Source organism: Nocardia africana NBRC 100379, assembly GCF_001612635.1.
In the GTDB taxonomy this organism is placed as follows: Bacteria; Actinomycetota; Actinomycetes; order Mycobacteriales; family Mycobacteriaceae; genus Nocardia; species Nocardia africana.
Map to the genome: position 1 here is coordinate 1 of NZ_BDAV01000017.1, position 21749 is coordinate 21749.

Below are 21749 nucleotides of genomic sequence, written 5' to 3' on the forward strand. Positions count from 1 at the left end.
GGGCGCGGCCCCCAGCACCGCGCCCGCCAGTACCAGAACAACGGGAATGATGCTGCCGCGCAGCACCTTTCCGAACATGAGAACTCCTTCGTGAGCTGACGGATCGTCGCAGGGACGGCGCCGCGGAGAGGACGAGGCCCGCCGGGCGATGCTGTGTGAGGGCATCGCCCGGCGGGCGCACCACCGTGGGTGTGTGCACTCCTGAGCGCGGATACGAGGCCGGCGTACCTCTGGGTCCGCGCCGGACCCCACGGCGGCATAGGGCCCGCCGGAACGCGGTGGGAATTCAGGGTTGCCGCGTTCCGGCGGGCAGGTCGGACGACTCAGAGCTTGCCGCCACCGCCCAGCAGCCACGGGTTGAAGCTGCAGGTCAGCGCCGTAGTCTGAGCCGGGTCGAGGGTGTTGAGGATGATCGACAGCACCCGCGGCGAGTACATCATCGTCAGGTGATCCGACAGATCCTGCTCGCATCCCTCCTGGAGTGTGACGTTCTTGACCGTCGCACCGGGCCCGGGCTGGAGGAAGGTCAGATCGTACGGCGTGGTGACCTCGTCGTAGCGGGTGCCGACCACCGTGTAGTCCACGCCCGGCATCGTGTCACCGCCGGCGTTGAGCTGATTGACGAAATCCGAACCGACCGTCTGCTGAATACCGGAGTGGCCCACGAAGATCTCGACCAGTCCGAGCACGTCGATGCCGAAGTTGTTGATGGCGCGGCCCAGTGCCCCGATGCCGTCGAGGGTCGTGCCGTGGTTGGTGGCGCCGAAGGTCATCATGTGATGCACCTTCGCCGCACCACCGTCGAACTTCAGATACCAGCGCGACATCGCACCACCCTGCGAATGGCCGACCAGATTCACCTTCTGGGATCCGGTCGCCGCCAGCACCCGATCCACGAACTGCGCCAACTGCTTCGCCGAATCCTGAATCAAACCGGTGCCGTTGGCGCCCGGCAGCACCGAACCGAGACCGCCGCCCTGAATCAGATTGGACTTGCCGTAATTGAAGGTGAAGACGCAGTAGCCGGCGTCCTTGATGGGCTGGCTGACGAAGGAGAAGTTGTCATAGGCGTTCTCCCACGTCCCGTGCACGAGCACCACCGGCTCCGGATGCGCCGTGGTCGGCTTGCAATTCCAGTCGTTGGTCCCCGGCGGGGCAACGTCCGGATGCAGGAGGCCGTATCCGAACGCGGCCAGGAACGAGCTCTGTGCCGGGCCGTAGCCGATGGTGTCGCTGGAGGTTCCACCCGAGGATCCCGAACTCGAGCCGGAACCGCCGTAGCAGTCACCGGAGCCGTTGCCCGAGCCCGCGCCACTGCCCGAGGTGCAGGCCGAACCGGTGCCGGCGCTGCCGGTGTCGGCGATCGGGTGGGCGGCGGGATTCTTCAGTCCCTGGTCGATGAAGTCGACCAGTTGCTGCTCCTGTTGCTGATCGTTCGACGCCACCGCCGGCTCGGCATCGGCGCCGACCCCAGCGAAGCCCGTCATCAACAGCGAAACCCCCACGACGACCGCGGCGCTCAGCGACCGGCGGCGGGTGTTTGGTCTCATGGGTGAACCTTTCGTCAGAACTTCGGCGTTCTTTGTTGCGATGCGCGACCGCGAGCCGCGCAGCCGAAACTGAACTCAGACGCTAAAGTCGCCGACGAGCCGCCGATACGGACGAAGGCAGTCTCTTCGGAATCTCACGAAGAGGCCGAACGGACCGCAGTGAAGTTACACAGCCGGGCGAATTGCCCGGCGACGGAGGAGCTTTCCCGATATCGGCGCAGTCACAGCAGCAATGTCGAATGTGCCGTGAAATATCCAGCGATACAACCAATTACGACGCAATCACGAACAGATATCGGATTCTCACTGGGAATTGTCCGTCCGGTCCGGTCCACGTGGGTACGTGGCACGGACCACGTCGACTGGAGTCCTGATGCCCGGCATTCGTATCGCACTGCGGCCCACTGGTTTTCGCATACTCGCCGCGGCCGCGCTGGCCGTCGGCGCCCTCACCGCGGTCGGGCTCCCCGCCGCCGCGGCCGATCCGCTCACCGATGCGTCCGGCGCCATCCAACAGCTGCGCGACGTGAGCGATCCGCTGCCGCCGCTGCCCGTACCGCACGGGCCGACCACCGCGATCGTGGTGCTCGGTTACGGACTGCTACCCGACGGCGGCATGCGCCCCGAACTCGTCGCCCGGCTGCAGGCGGCGCTCGTGCAGGCGGTGGTATCGCCGGCCTCGCCGATCATCGTCACCGGCGGAAATCCGCGCGGCGGCACCACCGAAGCCGACGCCATGGCCCGCTGGCTCGTCGCCCACGGCACCGCCCCCGAACGGATCCACATCGAATCACGCGCCAGCGACACCATCGAAAACGCCACCAACGCCGCGGAAATGATGCACGCGCTCGGCGCCGGCGATGCGGTGGTCGTCACCTCGGCCGACCACATGCCCCGCGCCGTAGCCGATTTCGTCGATGCGGGCGTGGCGGTGGTGGGCACGGTCAGCCCGCAGAATCTGCCGCCGGTGGTGCTGGAGGTGTTCGGGCCACAGCAGTGAATCCGGAGCAGCGGTGAATCCGGAGCAGCGGTGAATCCGGAGCCGCCGGCAGTCTCAGCGCGGACCCCAGGTCCGCGCGATACCGAGTCCGGCGGCCAGCGCATCCCACGCCGAGGGCAGCGCGGCGGTGAAATCCGGCCAGGAATGTGTCCCGGCGGGGATGTACCGCACGGTGGCCGGGATGTTCAGCTCGGCGAGCCGCGCGGCGAACCGTTCGGTGCACGTGCGCGCCCCCGCCTCCAGCACCACGCCTCCGCCCGCGGATCGCAGCGCACCGGCGATGTCGTGCGCGGTGGCGATCGCGGTCAGATCCGGTGGACTCGGCAGGCCCGTGGCCGCCGACAGATAGATCGGGGTGCCGCGCAGGGTGTCGGCGCCCAGATAACTGTCGTGGGCCGCCCATTCCGGCGAATTCGGTGGGCCCCAGAGGTTTTCGGGGTTCCCCCCGCGCGAGGCCACGGTGATGCGAGTGACGGCCTGGCCGACCTCGTCCGAGGTGGAATAACAGCCGCTGATGCCCGCGACCGCGCGATAGAACCCGGGGTGACGCTGCGCCAGCATCATCGCCGCCTGTGCGCCCATCGACACCCCCGCGACGGCCCGGCGCCCGTCGGCATGCAGATATTTCTCCACGATCGGCGGCAGCTCCTCGACGAGGAAGGTCTCCCAGCGGTTGAGGCCCAGGTTCTGGTCGTAGTGGTCCCAGTCGGCGTACATACTGCCGACGCCGTCACCGGGCAGCACCACGTCCACCGGCTTGCCGGCGAAGAAGCGCGCGGCATAGCCGTCGGTGAGCCAGCCCGAGGTCGCCGCACCCTCCACGCCGTCGAGCAGATAGAGGGTGGGCCGCGGTTCGCTCCCGGCGCCGTGCAGCACATCGATGGGCACCACCCGATGCATCGCGGCGGAGGCGACATACAGCCGCTCCCAGCCCGGCGCGCGTATTTCGCTGCGCACCAATTCCGTTCGCGTCACGGCGGGGTCGACCGCCGGCGGGGCCGGAGGCGGCGGCGCGGCGGGATCGGCGCACACCGGGGCGGCCGCCATCGCGCCGGCGGCCACGGCCAGGGCGGCGCCCAGCGCCGCACGGGTGATCACCGCCGCACCACCGCCGGACCGTCCGCGAACGCCGCTTCCCGGGCGCGCGCTCGTTCCCGCCGTTCCCGGAAGCGGTCCGCCGTCTTCTCCAGAGCGGCCAGGTAGGCGGCCAGTTCGTCGCGCGCCCGCTCCCCCGGACCGGTCAGGTCGGTGCGGTCGAACACGTGCCAATTGCGCAGCACCGGACGCAGCACCGACTCCAGATGCTGCGGCGGATCGTAGATGCCGTGGGCGGCCAGCAGCAGCGCGTGCCGCCGGAAGCCCGGCCGGGCCGGCCCGGGCATGCGGAAGCCCGTGACCGCCTCGGTGATCGCACGCATCATCGCGTCCGGTGCCAGCTCGAGGGCGGCCCGGGAGATGTTGCGGTAGAAAATCATATGCAGGTTCTCGTCGGTGGCGATGCGCGACAGCATCCGGTCGGCGATCGGTTCACCACAGGCGATGCCGGTGTTGCGGTGACTGATCCGGGTGGCCAGCTCCTGCAGTGTCACACAGGCCAACCCGCGCAGCAACCGCGGGGCCTCAGGGTCGGAGACGCCGCTGGTCGGCTGCGTCATCCGGGCACGCTCCAGCGCAACGGGATCCACCGCGCGGGTCACCACCAGGTAGTCGCGGATCACGAGGGCGTGGCGGTTCTCCTCGGCGGTCCAGCATCCCACCCACGTTCCCCATACCCCGCCGGCACCGAACGTGTCGGTGATCACACGATGGTAGGAGGGCAGATCGTCCTCGGCGAGCAGAGTGGTCACCAGCGCTACCCGCGCCACCTCCGGCAACGCCGATTGTTCGGGCTCCCAAACGCTTCCGCCCAGCGCCGCGAAATTGCGGCCTTGGCCCCAGGGCACGTAGTCGTGCGGATGCCAGGCGCGCGACTTGCGCAGATGATCGGCGAGACAGCGTTCGGCGACGGGCTCCAGCTCGTGCAGCAGGGCGCGATCGGTCACGGCGACGGTCACGCGAACTCCTCTGTGCGCGAATCGGTTCCGAGATCCAAGGCCAGCAACGCCAGGCTCGCCCGCGCGAGACCGTCCGGGCGGGCCAGCTCGATTCCGGTCAACCGCTCGATACGCCGCACCCGCTGCGCGACACTGTTCGGGTGAATCGCCATTCGCGCGGCGGTCGATTTGCGGTCCGAACCCGAATCCACATAGGCGCGAAGGGTTTCCAGTAGATCCGGATGCGCCCGCAACGGTCCGAGCACCGCCGCCAGATGCGCACGCGCCGGGCCGGGGCGGGTCAGCTGGTACTCCACCGCTACGTCGGCGATTTCGTAGAGACCCGGCGGGCGGCCCAGGGCGCGGACCAGTTCCAGCAGTTCGTGAGCCTGGGCGGCCAGCTCCGGGATGCGTGCGGTGGGACCGGTGACGACGGTCGCGGTCAGCGGTACCGAGGCCGCCGCGGACAGGACGTCCAGCGTGTCGGCGGTCAGTACCGGGGCGTCGATCCGGGTGGTGGCATCGGGGTCGTCCACCGGCACCAGCACGGTGCCGCCGTCGACCGACAGCAGTGACAGGGCCCGCGAACCCAGCACCGGCGCCAGGGCGCTCTGCAGCCGGCGCAGTTTGCGGCGCGCCACGGTCTCGGCATTGCGACGCGGATCGGATTCGCCGGGATGCGGGGCGATCGACAGCGCCACCACCTGATAGGCGGGCGCGACCGCGATCCCGGTGCGGCGGGCCAGTGCCGCGCGGCCGTGTCCGCTGAGCAGGGCGGTGACCAGGGTCTGGGCCGCGGTCTGATGATGCCGGGCCGCCGAGCGGTGTTCGTCGAGATAGGCGGCCGAGGTCGCCACCGTCACCGTCTCCAGCAGGCGCAGCGCCTGCTCGGCGTCGGCGAACAGCGTCTCGCCGTCACCGCGGCCATCGGCGATATCGCTGAACGCGCGCCGCACCGCTTCGTGGTAGGCGCGCAGCACGGTGTCGAGGTCGATGCCCTCGCGCGCCCAGGCGCCGGCCCGGCCGACCAATTCAGCCAGACGCGCGGCATCGGCCGGTTCCGGATCGGGTGCGGCGACCATATCGGCGGCCAGGGCCAGGCATTCACGCACCCCCGCGCCGAATTCGGCGGTGGAGTCGGAATGCGGCGCGGGCGCGTCGGTGCGCACGCTTCGGGTCAGAGTCGCCACCAGGCTGGGTGCGGATGGTGTCATCGGGTCGCTCCAGAATCTGTGCCCGCGCGAAGTGTGCCCGCCGGATGCCTTGGGGTGAGGGTGCACCCGGCGGGCGGTTCCACTGCTACGCACAGTGACCGCGTCGAGGAAGGGGTTGGAAGTCCTGGTGCCGCGGGTCGAGCTGTGCGCCGTGAGCGGCGGCTTCGAGTCGGGAGCCGCTCACCGGTGGCCGGTCCGGCGTCCGCAGTGCCGACCTCCTCTCCTTCCGGAAGGTGCGGGTGCGCCGGTTGCCGAACGCGGCACCGTCCGCGCAAAAACCGGTGCCGCGTTCACATCACGGTACGGCCACGGAATCGCCTCCAACCCGAAACACCGGCGATCCGATGACAATTCATGAATCGCAGCCGGGGCGGCTGGGGTCGCGGCACAAAGTGGCGCGACCCTGGCACGAGCGACCGAAGCGGCCGTTCAGCATTCGCTGGGGGCCCGCGCCCCCTGCAATCGCTGATCGACCCAGCTCATCGCCTCCGGATATCCCAGTCCCGCCGCGATGATGTGTTCGCCGGGCACGCTGCGATACACCGCCGCGACTCCCAGTGAGCACTGATCACGATAGAATTCGCGCGCCCCGGCGGCCGGAATCCAGAATTCCTGTTCGCCGTTGTAGACATACAGCGGCACAGCGGATTTCATGCCCTGCATCCGGGTCACCCGGTAGATGTCGCCGGCCAGTGCGCTGTGCAGCGGATCGGGGGTGTCGGCGGCGATATCGATCGGCAGTGACAGCACCCCGGGGACGGCGAACACACCGGCGCAGGTGTCCTTGAGCGGCGAGAGGGCCGCCCACCGGGCCAGATTGTTCATCCGGGCCAGGATTTCCGGACGCTCCCGTCCCACCCCGAAGGTGGCGGCCAGGAACACGCCCGAGGCGAAGTTGGCGTTCATGCTCTGCGAGAGGATCTGATAGTCGGCCGGCACCCCGCCCAAGGCCGCGCCGACGATCAGCGGCGCCAATTCCGGTGCGTAGGAATCGATCAGCGCCACCGCGCCGCGGGTGGCGATGGCACCACCGGAGTATCCGTGCATGGCGTAGCGGCTGGCGCCGAATTCCGCGGGCAGCGCCGCGCGCATCGCCCGGATCGCGTCGAGGACGGCGTGTCCGGCCACGAAGGGCTCGGCATAGGCCATCCGCGGTCCCTCGTGATCGGGAATCAGCACCGCGTACCCGCGCAACAGCGCCAAGTGGGTGGTGGGCGGGACGAAATCGGTGGTGCCGGTGTCACCGGAGAAACCGTGCGCGAGCGTGTAGCCGGGCGTACAGGTCCGGCCCAGCGCGTCGATGGGCAGGTTGTTCACCAGCACCGGCCGCGATCCCGGCCCCGTCCACGGTGCGGCCGGAATCGCCAGGGTCGCAGTCGCGTACGAGGGTGCGTCGTGGGCATCGGTGGTGCGGTACTTCACCTGCAGCGCCTGCCGCACGGGCACCACCAGCAGCGGTGCGGCGGTCGCCGTCACATCCCGGGTCGCGATCACATCACCGGGACGCAGCCCGGCGAGATCCGCGGGCCAGTCGTCGAGCAGCGGATCACCCACCGGCGAGGGCATGACGGCCTGCTGCAGCCGGGCCAGGTCGGCGGTGACACCGGTCTCCCCCGCGGCCGCCTGATCGGCCACCGGGATGGGCGGCGGCGGAATCACGACGTTGAGCCACTGCTGCAGTTGCGCGAGCCCCGGCGCCGGCGGATTCGACCGTGCCGGATCCGGATCCTGGGGTGCGAGCGGTTGCGCCGGCGGACCGGGTAAGGCGATCGCCGGTAACGGCAAGGCCGGCAAGGGAAGCGGCGGCTGGGCCGCTGCGGTACCCGCAACAGGACCGCAACCGATCAGCAGTACCGTCACCAGAACATGCCGTATTCGCATGGCGCACCCCACTAAAGCTCACCGCTGGTCCCCGTGCGCTGCCAACCCGAGTTCCGCGCTGAACCAGGTGGTTCGAGACTACCGGCGCGAATCCGGCTGTCCGGGCGGCGTGTTCGGATCGTGTGCGGCGCGAGTCCGCATCGATATCGAATTCGTGGCGCGCGAACGGTGTGGGGCCGGCGCGCTCAGCAGTTGCTCGGCACCGGCTGAGCGTGCATGCGGCCGTCGAGCCAGTTCAGCACCTGCGGCAGGCCCAGCACGGCCGCGGTGAGGTGGTCGGGCACCGGGATGGCCTCCGACTGGACCGTCACCCCGGCCTGGCACCAGCGCCGATCGGTATTGACGATCGAGTCCACCGGGATCAGGCCGTCGATGGGCGAATGCCATTCGAGGACCGGCATATTCGGCACGCTGTCGGTGTAGAGCTCGAGACTGTTGTCCTCGACCACCTTGCGCGCGACCGGGTCCTCGGTCATCGAGGTGGTTTTCGCGAACTCGCTCACCCCGTGCCCCGCACCCGCGGCCAGCAGTCCGTTGGTGCAACTGTTGGCCATCACCTGCCGCACCGCCATGCCCTTGTCGTTGAGCTGGTCCGACAGCGGGAACCGGTCCGGGTATTCGCGTTCCAGGCCGAGGCCGGCCGCCATCGCCAGGCCGAAGGCCGGATGCGAGCCGTATCCCAGGCCCTCCAGCATCTTCACCATGTTCATCGGCACGCCGCCGGCCGCGGCCCCGGCGATGCGCAGGTCCGGCGTGTAGACCGGCGCCAGCGCGGCCGCCCACGCGGTGGCCATGCCGCCGCCGGAGTAGCCGGCCATCGTCACCGGACTGTGTTCGAGTTTCAGATCGGCGGCGTGCTGCACCGCGCGAATGCCGTCCAAGGTGATCTGACCACCCAGACGTGCTGCACCGTAAGCGAATTGCGGCCCGAGATGGTCGGGCATCGCGATACTCCAGCCGCGCTGCAGCACCACGTTGTAGGCCGGCGCCTCGCGCACCATCAGATCCGGGTTCTTGGTGTAGAGCACGTGGGAGACGCCGCAATCGGTGCCCAGGCCATTGATGATGGTCTGATACGACAGCAGCGGGCCGTCGACCGCGCGCCTGTGCGGCGTCAGGACGGTGGTGGTCGCCGCGATCGGCTTGCCCTCGGAATTGGTCGAGCGGAACTTGATCAGCGTGATGTCGGTGTCGGGGAAGATGTCCAGCGGCGGTAGCGGTTTCGTCGCCAGCACATCGCCCGGCTTGTGCTCGGCGATGTCGGCCGGCGCGGCGTAGAACGGATCCGGGTCCGGTGCCGGGTAGATCGGTTGCGCCGGTGCGGAAGTCGTGGCGGCAGCGAACAGCAACAGACTGCCGGCGGCGACGCTCAGCGCCCGCCGGACCGCGGTGAGGCCCATGAGCCAAGAGATTATCGCGCGCGCGAGGCAACCCGAAATCGGCGCCGCCGGTCCTGAGAAATCACAAGTCCGGCGCGCGGCGGCCTGTGTTACGCGATGAATTCCGCACTGAAACCTGTTCGGGTTACCCGCTGGTACGTAGCTTCGTTCCTGCACCGATGCAAAGGAGCACGGCTATGGACATCTCCGAAACGGTCCCCGACGTCCCCACTCGCCGGATCACGGTCTACTTCGGTGGCACCGGCCCAGATGGCGAGATGGTGCTGGAATACGCCGCCACCCGCGCCGAAGCCTGGGAGTTCGCCGCCGCCGCGGTGCATTCCGGGCTGGCCGTCACCGTGGACGGCATGGTCCGGCCCGGCCTGCGACCGCTGCCCTGCCGCCGATTGTGGCATTGAGGAACCGAATCGCGTCCCGGCGACTGTGAGCGATCACAACGGCCCGCCGACCTGCTTCGATTTCCGCACAGACGATTCGCGAAGCACTCTCGGCCCCCGGCCCGCCGGTTAGCGTTATCCGCCGGAACAGATAGTTTGGGAGTAGAAGGAGTCAGTGATGACCGTCGACAGCTCCAGCAGGTCCAGTCTCACCTTCTCGGGACGGCCCATGTCGTCGCCGTTGAAGGATGTGTGGTCGCTGTCGCGGCACATGGTCGGCCACTTCGTCGAAAACGTCGCCCCCTGCGGCACCCTGCCCGGCGACGCCATCCACGGCGACATCACCACCATCACCCGCACCTGCCTCGAACTCGCCATCAGCCTCCTCGACGGCCGCGACATCCCCGAAAAAACCGAACGCCTCAAAGACGCCGCCGCCGCCTGGGCCCGCGAAGGCGTCCCCATCGACACCATCCACCACGCCATCCACGAAGGCTTCAAAATCGGCTTCGACCTCGTCGTCACCAACGCCACCACCAAAACCCGCACCAACACCGGCAACAGCAGCGGTAACGGAGACGGTGGCAGTGGCAGCGGCAGTGCCGGTGGCAGTGCCGGTGGCAGTGCCGGTGGCAGTGGCAGTGGCGGTGGCAGTGGCAGTGGCGGTGGCAGTGGCAGTGGCGGTGGCGGTGGCGGTGAACCCACACTCACCCTCACCCACACCGACTACACCAACCTCCTCCAAGGCGCCAAACTCCTCGTCGAAATCCTCGACACCATGACCACCGCCGTCTCCGGCGCCTACGTCCGCGAACTCCGCGCCGTCGTCTCCGAACACCACAACGCCGTCCACACCCTCACCTCAGCACTCCTCGGCGGCCACCCCACCAGCACCATGGCCCGCGAATGCGGCATCGAAATCGCCGACAACTACCACATCCTCGCCCTCCACATCCCCCCACACCCCGACCAAGCCAACCCCCACCTCGACCCCACCATCATCGCCCGCCGCAAACTCCGCCGCATCCAAGCCGCCCTCGCCACCACCACCCACACCACCACCCTCTCCCTCCTCTCCACCGACGGCGGCACCCTCCTCATCCCCACCACCACACCCACCGACCTCGACACCCTCATCACCCACCTCTCCCACGCCGCCCGCGTCCCCATCACCGCCACCACCACAACCACCCCCACCACCGACATCCCCACCGCCACCGACCAAACCCACCAACTCCTCGACATGGTCACCCGCCTCGGATCAATCCCCGGCCTCTACCGCTTCGACGACCTCGCCCTCGAATACCAACTCACCCGCCCCGGACCCGGCCGCGACCACCTCGGCACCCTCCTCAACCCCCTCGACCACCACCCCGAACTCCTCACCACCCTCCAAACCCACATCGCCAACAACCTCAACCGCCAACGCACCGCCCGACTCCTCCACGTCCACACCAACACCGTCGACTACCGCCTCAAACGCATCGCCCAACTCACCGGATTCGACCCCACCCAAGCCAGCGGACTCTGGTACCTCCGCAGCGCCCTCGTCGCCCGCACCTACACCACCGCATGAAAACGGCACCTGAAAACACAGGTGAAAGAACGCTGCCGACAGCGGCTGTGGAATGATCGAGTTCCCTTGCCAGAGCAGGGCATCGGGGGTAATTCTTCGAGGGTGACAGTCGATCGGGCGCAGACGTCCTCGCGCCGGCGCAACTGGGAACAACTGCCTGCGGCCACCCGTGCGGCGGTCGAAGCGGTGACCGGTCCGGTCGCACGGGCCGATTCGGTGATCGCCGGATTCAGCAGCCAACTCGCGACGGTCATCGAGACGGCCGACGGCCGGACCTTCATCAAGGGTGTGCCGCAACGAGATCCGGAGGTGTGGACCCAGCACCGCGAGGCCGCCCTGGCCCGTCACGTGACTCCGGTGGGCCCACGGTTACGGTGGCAGATCGCGGCCGGCGGGTGGGATCTGCTGGGATTCGAGTTCATCGCAGGACATTTCGCGGACTACCGCGTCGACGCCGATCTCACCGCCACCGCGGCCGCGATGTCCGCGCTGACCCGGCTGCACCCGCCCGCCGAGGTCGAACTCAAGGACGCCGAGGTCCGCTGGGGCGCCTATCTCGACGACGACGCCGACACCGCGGTTTTCGCGGGCGACGCCCTGCTGCACACCGACTGGAACTACAGCAACGTCATCATCGACCACGCCGAGGCCCGGCTTGTGGACTGGCCGTGGGCGACGCGGGGCGCGGCGTGGATCGACCCCGGATGCTGGATCGTCTGGCTCATCTTCGCCGGCCACGATCCGGCCGCCGCCGAGTCCTGGGCCGCGCAGGTCCCGGCCTGGCACCGCGCCTCCGAGCGCGACCTGCGCATCTTCTCCGGCGCGCTGGCCGCGGAATGGACGGCGACGGCCAACCGCAGCCCCAACGTATGGACCCACGGCCTGCGCGACGCCGCCCGCCGGTGGGCCGCCCACCGCGACCGTTGAGCGCCCGGCCGGACTAGCGGCGGGAACCGTTCGCGGCGGCGATCACTCCGTCGAGACGACTCGCGGTGATCTGGCGGGCGGCATTGGACACCGCGGTGATCATCGCACTGCCGAACGCGCCGTGCCGATCGAACAGGGTCGCGGTGCCGGCGGCGATTCCGTTGCGGCTCAAGTGATTATCGGCCTCGAGACCGATGTCGGCGCCGTCGGGCATCCGCACCAGGGCCAGCGTCAGGTCGGTGTTGATGAAGCCCACCCCGGCACTGGACCAGTTGGTCACCATGCTGGTCTGTTCGGCGGCCATCGCGGCCACCACGAACGGCGAGGGCCGCTCCCCGTCGACCACGTTCACCGGATGCTGCCAGCTGCGTTTGCGGCTGCCGTTCTCGTGTTCGGAGGGCACTCGCGACCAGTGTGCGGAATCGTCGCTGTGCCACAGCGGCGCATTCGGCACATCGGAGGGAGGCGCCACCTCGAGCGAGGGCGGCACCGGCGGCCGATCGCGGGTCCAGATATCGCCCGGCGGTTGCTCGGACGGCTGCAGGAAGACCACCGAGGCGCGTGCCGCGGGTTCGCCGTCCTGGGTCACGACCGCATCGGCGAGCCGGATGCGCTTACCGTCGCGCACGCGGGTCGTGGCGACCGACAGTTCCCGCATGCGCGCGGGCTTGAACAGGTCCACGGTCAGCCGCACCGGCACGAAGCCGTCGGTGGCGTGCTCGTTGTCCAGAGCCCGCGCGAGCAGCCCGCACAGCGCCGGCCCGACCACCTGATCGGCCGACCACTGGCTGGCCGCCATTCGGTTCGGGGCGAAGCCCTCGCCGTCCACCGCGAAATATCCGTGCGAGTTGTCCACCGCGCGTGCCTGTCTCCTCGGGCCGCCACCGGTGAGCACCGCGGGCGGCCACCGTCGGCGACAGCCCGCGCTCGCCGTCGGCGACTGATCTTGCTGGTCCAGGCAGATATAGCACGGCAACGAGAACCGGTTCCACGCCGGGCCCGCTGCCCGGGACACCACCGACGCGCTCGGCAGCGCGTCCGATCATGATCGGCGTGTCGTTCTCCGGCGCCAATACCATATTTTTTCGGCGAGAGAACCAGCCGTCCGGTCCGTGTGGAAACAGTGCAGCAAGCCACCCGCCCGCCATGGCCGGCGTGCCGGTCCGCATATCACCCCCGCTATGGGAATCGGCGCCGGAATTCCTGCCGGACGGAGGGCTCTCACACAGGTCGGCAGCAACCCGTCAGCAGCCGAAAACCATGCCCTGACCGGGGATTCGATGTTGCAGATGTGCTTGCATATGATCTCGCGGCCACCCTAGACTCGAGCTGCAAGGCAATGCAGGGGACTACCCGTGAGCCGTAGGGTGAACCGGAAGCCAATTTTCGCTGAAGGAAACCATGCGGCCTGGCGTCAGGGGCGTTCGTATGAACCAGCCAATGGGCCTCGGTCGGCTCGGAGTGATGGACAGGGACCGGACCGGGCATCACATTAATTCGCGGGAAACCGCAACATCTTTCGTCATCAGTGCGGTCGAGTCCACCGGTGCGGCCACACGCGACGATTTCGATATCGATCGCATCGTCACCACCGCGCACGCGATGGTGAACGATTGGGATTTCGACGCGATGCAACCGGAAGCTTTCTGGCGCATCGCATCCAGTTGCATCAAACAGTAGATCGAGACGGAAGTGGTAGCCGCCGACCCTCGGGTCGGCGGCTACTGCTGCCTTCGAGGCACCGAGACATCCCGGCGCCGGATCGGCTCTAGACAGAGTCGGACAGGTCGGCCGCGGCCTTCTTCATCATCTCTCGCGACCGCTCCGGCGGTTCGGCCTGCACACTGAGCCGATCCATGACCTGGCGGTAGAGCTCCAGGTCCTGCTGGCGATCCAAATACAGTGCGCTGGTGAGCTGTTCGAGGTACACGATATCGGGCAGTTCGGGTTCGGCGAAGCGCAGCATCGTGAACGAGCTGCCCGCCGCCGCATGGCCGCCGGCCGCATACGGCAGTACCTGGATGGTCACGTTCGGCTTCATCGAGACCTCGACCAGGTGGTCGAGCTGTGCGCGCAGCACCTGCTCACCGCCGATCGGCCGGTGCAGCACCGCTTCGTCGAGGACGGCCCACAGCGTCGGCGCTCCGGGGCGGTCCAGAATTTCCTGGCGCTTCTTGCGCAGTTCCACTCGGCGGGCGGCCTCGGCGTTCTCGTGACCGAGCGCCACCACCGAGCGGGTGTACTCCTCGGTCTGCAGCAGACCGGGGACGAGCTGACCTTCGAAGGTGCGGATCGACTTCGACGCGTGTTCCAGACCCAGGTAGGTCTCGAACCATTGGGGCAGCAGATCGTTGTAGCTGTGCCACCACCCCGGCTGGTTCGCGCGGCTCACCAGATCGAGGAACATCTCCCGCTCTTCGGCGTTGTCCACGCCGTAGAGCGTCAGCAGATCGCGAACATCGCGTTCCTTGAAACCGGTGCGCCCCAACTCGAGTCGGCTGATCTTGGCGTGTGAGCCACGGATGTGCTCGCCGGCCGCCTCACGCGTGATACCGGCGGCTTCCCGCAGTTTGCGGAGCTGTCCGCCCACCGCGATCCGAAGCGCTGTCGGACCGCGTTCGGCGACAAGCGAATCCACACGGCCGATCCGGACGGGCTCTGCCATCATGAGGTCTACTCCGATGCTCGACGATCACCGGCGATAAGGGTACAGCCACCGAGAGCAGCTGGTCGAACATCAGGTAAGCCTGCCTCGCCGCGTACCGACACCGCGTCGAATGCCATGCTACCGCCGCTCAGGCCAGATCGTCGAACTCTCCGCTCTTCGCGCCACGGAGAAACGCGTCGATCTCGGGACGGGTGTAGACGAGCACCGCTCCCTCGGGATCACGCGAGTTGCGCACGGCAACCAGGCCGTTGGACAAATCGGCCAATTCGACACAGTTCCCGCTCGGATTGCTGAACGTGCTCTTGCGCCACGCGGCTTCGGACAGGCGGCCGGCTGTGGTGGCAGTGGAATCGGTCATGACTGTCTCCAGGGTTCGTGGTGGCCGAGCTCGGCAGCAGTGGCCCGCACTCGGCGATCCGGATTGATCGAGCTGATGCCTATCTTCAGCTCTTGCATATGTTCGAGCAAATGTACTTGCATCTGAAACCGACGCTTTGAACGATAGCACGGGGGTTGGCTCGGATCGAGCCCTCCGGAAAATCACAAAAACCAAGGGCGACAAGGCCTTTTCCATTGACTCGTCATCTTTCGAACCGGCCTCCGGGCACCCGAGAACGGTGTCCGACCGGTCGGTTTCGGGTCTCTACCGGGGCGGATGGCACATTCCGCGCGGATCCGCACACCGGATGCGACCGTTTCGGTTACCGTCTCGCGCACCCGGCATCGGCAACCGCCGGACGGGACTCGAGCGTCGGAACCGGGAGCAGGAGGGAATCGGTGCCGCCAAGACAGCAGCAGACGAGCCGGGAACGTGAGATTCGGACCGATATCCCGCATACCGCGCGGATCTGGAACTACTGGATGGGTGGGCGCCAGAATTACGAGGTCGATCGCCGGGTCGGCAGCGCGGCAACCGAACTCGATCCCGGTATCACCGCCCTGGCGGCCGAGAGCCGCCGCTTTCTCCGGCGCGTGGTCGACCATCTCGCCGGCGACCTCGGGATCACCCAATTTCTCGACATCGGCGCGGGACTGCTCGCCACGGACAACACCCATGAGGTCGCGTGCCGGCGCAACCCGGCGGCCCGGGTCGTGTATGTGGACAACGATCCTCTGGTGCTCACCCACGGCCGGACGCTGCTGACCGATCCGCGAGCCGTCTATCTCGATGCGGATCTGCGCGAACCGGACCGGCTGTTCGCCCGTGCCGCAGACATTCTCGATCTCGACCGTCCGGTCGCGGTCATGTTCATGGGCGTGCTGGGCCACTGCGAACGCATCGGCGAACTTCGCGCGGTCGTCGCGGACTCGATGGCGCGGGTCTGCCGCGGCAGCTACCTCGCCTACTGGGACGGCACCACCGACAGCACAGATTTCGTCCGGATGTGCGCGACGTACGAAAACGTCACGGCCGTACCGTATTTCCCGCGCGACCATTGCGAGTTGCGCTCCATCTTCACGAAGCTGGAGTTGCTCGAACCCGGCTTCGTGCCACTGACTCGATGGCGCCGGCCGGCCGGCGAACCGGTGCCGACCGTGCCGGTGTCGGGCTACGGCGGGCTGGCGCGCAAACCCTGATCACCCGTTGGGGCACAACACTTCCGATCACCGACGAGTGTGCAGATGTACTTGCATTTGCTCCTTGCAGCGCCGTAAACTCGATCGCACGACATGGCCGGACCACGCCGGAGCAGGCAGGCCGGAAGCAGCGGGAGGCCGTGCCGAAAACGTTCGCCTCCGCAATCTTTTCGCCAACGGTCGAGGGCATTTCATGAACCAACTGCTCCAGCATTCCGGTACATGCGATCACGGCATATCCGAGCACCGCACATCCGGTGCCGATCAGGTCGGTGACTGCGCGACCGAACCCCGAGAACTCACCTACCCCCGCGCCCGGGCGATTCTCTACGCACACGACCGGCACCTGTCGTGCCGGCAGTGGATCGCGGCCGCGGCGTATCTGTCCGCCGGACTCGACGACGAGTAGAGCGCTCGACGCTCGGCACACCCGTCAAGGCGGCTGAACGCCTCGAAACCGGTCCCCGACACCGCGATTCCGTATCCACCCTCGCAATCGCCTGTCACCAGGATGAATACGCGCCCTACGATGGTGGTACCCGCACCACACCATCTTGTGGAACGAGGGCATCATGATCCTTCTCGCGATGCACGACGTCATAGTGGCCCAAGTCGGCAACCCGACGCCCGAGACACCTCCGGCGGCGGACAAACTGCTGAAGCTGGTGCGCTACTTCACCTGGTTCATGCTGCTGTCGGGGACCAGTGCGATCATCTTCGCCGGCGGCCGGTTCGCCTGGGAGAAATGGAACGGCGGCCCGCTGGAGTCACCGAAGATGGTGGCCGGCGCCCTCGTCGGCGGCTTGGTGGCGACCAGCGCCGGGACGTTGATGAATTCGATTCTGGCGCAGTGATTGCCGACATTCCGGACGATTCGCCCGGAAGGTGCGCATTCCGGGCCCCGCCCGCCCCAGTAGGCTGAACGCGGACCACCGGCGGATCCGGTGCCGTCCCTCGGTCGAGATGGGAGGCTCCGGTGGCCGGCAGGCGGACCGACACGCGGGACAGAATCCGCTCGGTCGCGATGGAGCTGTTCTCCGCGCACGGGTACGAACACACCTCGATCCGGGAAATCGCCGATCGGCTCGACATCACCAAAGCCGCGGTCTACTACCACTTCCGATCCAAGGAAGACATCGTCGTCAGCCTCGCCGACGATCTGCGCACAGGCATCGACGACCTGCTGACCTGGGCCGCGGACCAACCGCCCGGATCGGAGACCGGCCGCGAGATTCTGCGGCGTTACGGCACCGTGCTGCACCACACCGGGCGTGAGATGACCCGGTTCATGTACGAGAACCAGCCCGCGTTCCGCCGGCTCGGCGTGGGCTCGGTCCTGCGCTACCAGTTTCGCGCGGTCGCCGACGCGATGACCGCACCCGGCCACGAACCGCTGGCGGTCTTCCACGCCCGCCAAGCTCTGCTGGCCATCTCGTGGAGTATCGCGATGATGGGCGACGTCGACCTGACCGACGAGCAATGCCGCCGCGCGGCGGAGGATATCGCGCTGGCCATCTACGAACGGGCACAATGAGAGCCTGATGAAGGTCGGCCCGAGGACATCATGAATACACGCGTAATTCTCCTGGCCGCTGCGACACTCGCGGCGCCTCTCCTGATATGTGGGTGCTCCCACCACAATTCGTCGCCGGTGAGCCAGGCGGCACATCCGGTATCCATCGCCCATCAAGGCGCGCCCGCGGTCGGTCCCGGCCCCTCCGGTACCTACACCGTCGCCCCGCAACCGGCGCCGGGCACCTGCCATTTCGGCAAAAGCGCTGATGGACAGCCACTTCCGGATCCGCACTGCACGCCGGGCGCGATCAATCCGAAGGTCACGCCCGACACCGTCAAGTCGACGATCTGCGTCGGCGGATACACCCAGTCCATCCGTCCGCCCGCCGATATCACCGACCGGGAGAAGAAGGCGAACGCCGAGTCCTACGGTTACACCGGCAATCTGCACGATGCCGAATACGACCACCTGATCTCACTGGAACTCGGCGGCGACCCGAACGATCCGCGCAATCTCTGGGTCGAACCGCCCTCGCCCGACCACAAGGCCGGGTCCGGGCCGAACAATCCCAAGGATTCGGTGGAGAACAAACTGCATTCGCTGATCTGTTCCGGCGCGGTCGGCCTGACGGACGCGCAGAACGCCATCGCGGCCGACTGGACCACCGCGCTGGCGGCGGTCGGCCATCCGGACGGAAAGTAGGTCAGTTCACCGCGGATGCCCGGCGGCGCACCAGCCGGTTCACCACCGGGTATCCGGCACACACCACGACCGCCCAGACCAGGCCGACCGCCAGCGCGGTGCGGCCGCTGTCGGTCCAGAACAGCAAGACCACGACCAATCCGAGGAAGGCCAGCGCCAGCACCGACGTGACGGGCGCGCCGGGCAGGCGATAGTCGCTGGCCGGCAGCTGACCGCGCCGCACGCGGGTGCGGTAGATCAAATGGCAGACCAGGATCATGCCCCAGACGAAGATGATCCCGATGGTCGACACCGAGGTGATGTAATTGAACGCCTTGTCCGGGGAGATCAGGTTGACGATCACGCCGATCACCATCATCGCCGCCGAGAGCACGATGCCCGCGAACGGCACCCGGCGACTGCTCAGGCCACCGAGTGCGGTCGGGGCCTCACCACGCAGCGAGAGACTGCGCACCATGCGACCGGTCGAGTAGATGCCGGAGTTGCACGACGACAGCGCGGCGGTCAGCAGCACGAAGTTGATGATCCCGGCCGCCCCCGGAATGCCGATCTGCTCGAACACCTCCACGAACGGGCTGCGCCCGGAGTGGAAGACCCGCCAGCTCGACACCGACATGATCACGATCAGCGCACCCACATAGAACAGACCGATCCGCAGTGGAAGCGAATTGATCGCCCGGCGCAGGGTGCGGCGCGGGTCGGCGGCCTCGCCCGCGGTCACACCGACGAGTTCGACGCCCACATAGGCGAAGAGCACGATCTGCAATGCCAGTAGCGCTTGGCCGAATCCGTTCGGGAAGACCCCGCCGTCGGCCCACAGATTGGTCACCGTCGGATCGGGCGCGTGACCGAAACCGAAGATCAGCACGCCGATACCGATGACGATCATCGCGACGATCGCGGTCACCTTGATGGTGGAGAACCAGAACTCGCCCTCGCCGAACAGCTTCACCGAGATCAGATTCGCGGCGAACAGCACGCCGAGCACGACCAGCGCGGTGACCCATTCCGGGATCGCGAACCAGTACTTGATGTATTTGCCGGCGACGGTGATCTCGGCCATGCAGGTCGCCACCCACACCGCCCAGTAGGTCCAGCCGGTGACGAAGCCGGCGAAGCGACCGAGGAATTCGTGCGCGTATTCACCGAAGCTGCCCGACACCGGCCGGTAGGTGAGCAGCTCCCCCAGCGCGCGCATGATCACGAAGATCGCCAGGCCGGCGGCGAGGTAGCACAGGATCAGCGCCGGACCGGCCTGTTCGATGGCCCCACCGGATCCGTAGAACAGCCCCGTGCCGATCGCCCCGCCGATGGCGATCATCTGGATGGTTCGGGGGTTGAGGCCGCGCTGGTAGCCCTCTTCACCCGCGGACGCGAGGGCGGGCGCGTCCGTCCTCTCGGGTTTCCGGTCGGTCGTCATATCGCAGCACCGTACCGGGTCGGGGCCGGGGCGCGACCGGTGCAACCGTGCAGTGAACTAGTTCACAGTCCTTGCTCACCAATAGTTGTGCGCGCACAATCATTGTATGCCTACAACTGTTTCCGGGCTGACGCCGCGCCACAAGACGATCGTGCTGGTCACCTGCTGTCTGAGTCTGCTGATCTCGTCGATGGACGCGACCATCGTCAATGTCGCGATTCCGACGATCCGCAGCGATATGGACGCCCCGCTGTCGCGGCTGCAGTGGATCGTGGACGTCTACACCCTCACCCTGGCGAGCCTGCTGATGCTGTCCGGCGCGACCGCCGACCGCTTCGGGCGCAAGCGCATGTTCCGGATCGGGCTGAGCATCTTCGCGCTCGGCTCACTGCTGTGCAGCCTCGCGCCCGATATCGACATGCTGATCGGGGCACGTTTCATCCAAGCCGTCGGCGGTTCGATGCTCAATCCGATCGCGATGTCGATCATCACCACGGTCTTCACCGGCCGTATCGAACGGGCGCGGGCGGTGGGTGTCTGGGGCGCGGTGGTCGGCATCTCCACCGCCATCGGCCCGATGGTCGGCGGCGTGCTGATCGACGCGCTGGGCTGGCAGTCGGTGTTCTGGATCAATCTGCCGATCTGCGCGGTCGCGCTGGTACTGACCACGATCTACGTCCCCGAATCGAAGTCGCAGACGGCACGCGGTATCGATCCGCTCGGCCAGGTGCTGGCGGTCGTGGTCATGTTCACGCTGGTCTTCGGGCTGATCGAACATCGCCCGGCGATCTTCGGCCTCACGGCCGTGGCGCTGGCGGGATTCCTCTACGCCGAACGGCGGCATCGCTCGCCGTTCATCGATCTGCGGTTCTTCCGCAGCGTGCCGTTCGCGGCGGCCACCGTCACCGCGATCTGCGCGTTCGCCGGACTGGGCGCCTTCCTCTTCAGCGCTTCGCTGTATCTGCAAGGCGTGCGGCATTATTCGGCTGTGCATACGGGACTTCTCTACCTGCCGATGGCGCTGGCCATGCTGGTCTGCTCACCGCTGTCGGGCCGGCTGGTCGGGCGCTTCGGGACCCGGCCCTCGCTGGTCGCCGCCGGAATTCTGATGACGACGGCCGCGGCGCTGCTGACCACACTCCGGCCCGATACCCCGATCTGGCAGCTGGTGGTGATGTTCGCGATCTTCGGCGCCGGTTTCGGCGCGGTGAACCCGCCGATCACCACGGCGGCGGTGAGCGGGATGCCGATGGATCGGGCGGGCGCGGCCTCCGCGGTCGCCTCGACCAGCCGCCAGATCGGGGTCAGCGTCGGTGTCGCCCTGTGCGGGCTGCTGTCCGGGGCGGGATTGTGGTGGGTGGTGGCCGCCCTCGCGGCGGGCGTCGTGGTGCTGGGCATCGCCGCCAACACCGGATGGGCACTGCGCTCGCGCGATCGGGTCGCTCCCCTGCTCGAACACAAGGAGCCCGTCCGTGTCTGACGACGCGATCACCTCCGTTCCCGAACCGACGCCCGACGAGGTCTGGCGCGTGCTGACCGACGTGGTCAAGGACACCCGCGACACCTGGAAACGGGCGGTGGTCGATCGAACGGGCATGCCGTTCAGCAGATTTCGAGTACTGCGCCGACTGGCTCCCGGCCCGCTGCCGCTGAAGGAACTGGCCCGGGTGGCCACCATGGACGCGCCGGCCACCACCGTGGTGGTCAACGATCTCGAGGCGCGCGGTCTGGTATCGCGCGACACCGCTCCCGACGATCGGCGGCGCAAGCTGGTGACCATCACCGACGCCGGGCGGGAGGTACTCGCGCAGGCGATGGCCACTCCCGACCCGCCGCCGCCCACCCTCACCGCGCTGTCCGCCGAGCAGTTGCGCACCCTGCGCGATCTGTTGCGCCTGCTCTAGGCT

Annotated in this window: 22 protein-coding genes; 12 read left to right on the forward strand and 10 right to left on the reverse strand. The window is 67.7% G+C overall.

Annotated features, from left to right (window positions below; translation table 11 throughout):
• Window positions 1-323: 323 nt before the first annotated feature.
• Complete coding sequence (locus NA3_RS28395; protein WP_062966791.1) at window positions 324-1550, reverse strand: esterase/lipase family protein; 1227 nt, start codon at window positions 1548-1550, stop codon at window positions 324-326.
• Window positions 1551-1923: 373 nt separating this feature from the next.
• Here NA3_RS28395 and NA3_RS28400 point away from each other — a divergent pair, with 373 nt between their 5' ends.
• Window positions 1924-2550: a YdcF family protein gene (locus tag NA3_RS28400; RefSeq protein WP_062966793.1), complete on the forward strand. Its 627-nt coding sequence runs from the start codon at window positions 1924-1926 to the stop codon at window positions 2548-2550.
• Between the two features lie 54 nt (window positions 2551-2604).
• On the opposite strand, the gene NA3_RS28405 is transcribed toward NA3_RS28400, so the two are convergent.
• The 5 genes from NA3_RS28405 to NA3_RS28425 form a co-directional block, all read right to left on the reverse strand.
• Window positions 2605-3648, reverse strand: a complete 1044-nt coding sequence (locus NA3_RS28405; protein WP_063917800.1) for an alpha/beta hydrolase — start codon at window positions 3646-3648, stop codon at window positions 2605-2607.
• Entirely contained in the window at window positions 3645-4604 is a 960-nt protein-coding gene (locus NA3_RS28410; protein ID WP_062966795.1) for an acyl-ACP desaturase, read from the reverse strand. Before NA3_RS28410 ends, NA3_RS28405 begins: the two co-directional genes overlap by 4 nt.
• Window positions 4601-5797: a PucR family transcriptional regulator gene (locus NA3_RS28415; RefSeq protein WP_128145191.1), complete on the reverse strand. Its 1197-nt coding sequence runs from the start codon at window positions 5795-5797 to the stop codon at window positions 4601-4603. The genes NA3_RS28410 and NA3_RS28415 overlap by 4 nt, the downstream gene beginning before the upstream one ends.
• A gap of 429 nt (window positions 5798-6226) precedes the next feature.
• Window positions 6227-7678, reverse strand: coding sequence for a lipase family protein (locus NA3_RS28420; protein ID WP_062966799.1), 1452 nt, complete (start codon window positions 7676-7678; stop codon window positions 6227-6229).
• A 185-nt stretch (window positions 7679-7863) separates the two neighbouring features.
• Window positions 7864-9078 carry a lipase family protein gene (locus NA3_RS28425; protein WP_062966801.1) on the reverse strand — a complete coding sequence of 405 codons (1215 nt, stop codon included), beginning with the start codon at window positions 9076-9078 and terminating at the stop codon, window positions 7864-7866.
• Between the two features lie 176 nt (window positions 9079-9254).
• Here NA3_RS28425 and NA3_RS28430 point away from each other — a divergent pair, with 176 nt between their 5' ends.
• The 3 genes from NA3_RS28430 (at window position 9255) to NA3_RS28440 (ending at window position 11958) form a co-directional block, all read left to right on the forward strand.
• Window positions 9255-9476, forward strand: coding sequence for a hypothetical protein (locus NA3_RS28430; RefSeq protein ID WP_227995275.1), 222 nt, complete (start codon window positions 9255-9257; stop codon window positions 9474-9476).
• Window positions 9477-9633: 157 nt separating this feature from the next.
• Entirely contained in the window at window positions 9634-11031 is a 1398-nt protein-coding gene (locus NA3_RS38855) for a PucR family transcriptional regulator (protein ID WP_227995276.1), read from the forward strand.
• Between the two features lie 102 nt (window positions 11032-11133).
• Window positions 11134-11958: a hypothetical protein gene (locus NA3_RS28440; RefSeq protein WP_062966805.1), complete on the forward strand. Its 825-nt coding sequence runs from the start codon at window positions 11134-11136 to the stop codon at window positions 11956-11958.
• 13 nt (window positions 11959-11971) lie between these two features.
• On the opposite strand, the gene NA3_RS28445 is transcribed toward NA3_RS28440, so the two are convergent.
• On the reverse strand, window positions 11972-12814 hold the full coding sequence (locus NA3_RS28445) for an acyl-CoA thioesterase domain-containing protein (protein ID WP_063917801.1): 843 nt from the start codon (window positions 12812-12814) through the stop codon (window positions 11972-11974).
• A 545-nt stretch (window positions 12815-13359) separates the two neighbouring features.
• On the opposite strand from NA3_RS28445, the gene NA3_RS28450 reads away from it, so the two are divergent.
• Complete coding sequence (locus NA3_RS28450; protein WP_227995277.1) at window positions 13360-13638, forward strand: hypothetical protein; 279 nt, start codon at window positions 13360-13362, stop codon at window positions 13636-13638.
• An 88-nt stretch (window positions 13639-13726) separates the two neighbouring features.
• Here NA3_RS28450 and NA3_RS28455 read toward each other — a convergent pair whose 3' ends face one another.
• Both NA3_RS28455 and NA3_RS28460 read right to left on the reverse strand, forming a co-directional pair.
• Window positions 13727-14626, reverse strand: a complete 900-nt coding sequence (locus NA3_RS28455) for a Sco1979 family transcriptional regulator (RefSeq protein ID WP_062966807.1) — start codon at window positions 14624-14626, stop codon at window positions 13727-13729.
• 127 nt (window positions 14627-14753) lie between these two features.
• Complete coding sequence (locus NA3_RS28460; protein WP_030515774.1) at window positions 14754-14984, reverse strand: DUF397 domain-containing protein; 231 nt, start codon at window positions 14982-14984, stop codon at window positions 14754-14756.
• Window positions 14985-15403: 419 nt separating this feature from the next.
• On the opposite strand from NA3_RS28460, the gene NA3_RS28465 reads away from it, so the two are divergent.
• The 5 genes from NA3_RS28465 (at window position 15404) to NA3_RS28485 (ending at window position 18422) form a co-directional block, all read left to right on the forward strand.
• The gene (locus tag NA3_RS28465) at window positions 15404-16204 is read left to right on the forward strand and encodes an SAM-dependent methyltransferase (protein WP_062966809.1); all 801 of its coding nucleotides are present in this window, start codon (window positions 15404-15406) and stop codon (window positions 16202-16204) included.
• 193 nt (window positions 16205-16397) lie between these two features.
• Window positions 16398-16613, forward strand: a complete 216-nt coding sequence (locus NA3_RS28470; protein ID WP_062966811.1) for a hypothetical protein — start codon at window positions 16398-16400, stop codon at window positions 16611-16613.
• A gap of 163 nt (window positions 16614-16776) precedes the next feature.
• Window positions 16777-17058, forward strand: coding sequence for a hypothetical protein (locus NA3_RS28475; RefSeq protein WP_030515776.1), 282 nt, complete (start codon window positions 16777-16779; stop codon window positions 17056-17058).
• Between the two features lie 122 nt (window positions 17059-17180).
• Window positions 17181-17738, forward strand: a complete 558-nt coding sequence (locus NA3_RS28480; protein ID WP_084491948.1) for a TetR/AcrR family transcriptional regulator — start codon at window positions 17181-17183, stop codon at window positions 17736-17738.
• Window positions 17739-17855: 117 nt separating this feature from the next.
• Window positions 17856-18422 (forward strand): hypothetical protein, encoded by a 567-nt coding sequence (locus NA3_RS28485; RefSeq protein WP_227995278.1) that lies wholly within the window; start codon window positions 17856-17858, stop codon window positions 18420-18422.
• Window position 18423: 1 nt separating this feature from the next.
• On the opposite strand, the gene NA3_RS28490 is transcribed toward NA3_RS28485, so the two are convergent.
• Window positions 18424-19842 carry an amino acid permease gene (locus NA3_RS28490; protein ID WP_062966815.1) on the reverse strand — a complete coding sequence of 473 codons (1419 nt, stop codon included), beginning with the start codon at window positions 19840-19842 and terminating at the stop codon, window positions 18424-18426.
• A 106-nt stretch (window positions 19843-19948) separates the two neighbouring features.
• Between NA3_RS28490 and NA3_RS28495 the strand changes: the two genes are divergently transcribed.
• Together NA3_RS28495 and NA3_RS28500 are read left to right on the forward strand one after the other, a co-directional pair.
• A complete protein-coding gene (locus NA3_RS28495; RefSeq protein WP_062966817.1) occupies window positions 19949-21322 on the forward strand; it encodes an MFS transporter in 1374 nt (457 codons plus the stop codon).
• The gene (locus tag NA3_RS28500) at window positions 21315-21746 is read left to right on the forward strand and encodes a MarR family winged helix-turn-helix transcriptional regulator (RefSeq protein ID WP_062966819.1); all 432 of its coding nucleotides are present in this window, start codon (window positions 21315-21317) and stop codon (window positions 21744-21746) included. The genes NA3_RS28495 and NA3_RS28500 overlap by 8 nt, the downstream gene beginning before the upstream one ends.
• The last annotated feature ends 3 nt before the right edge of the window (window positions 21747-21749 follow it).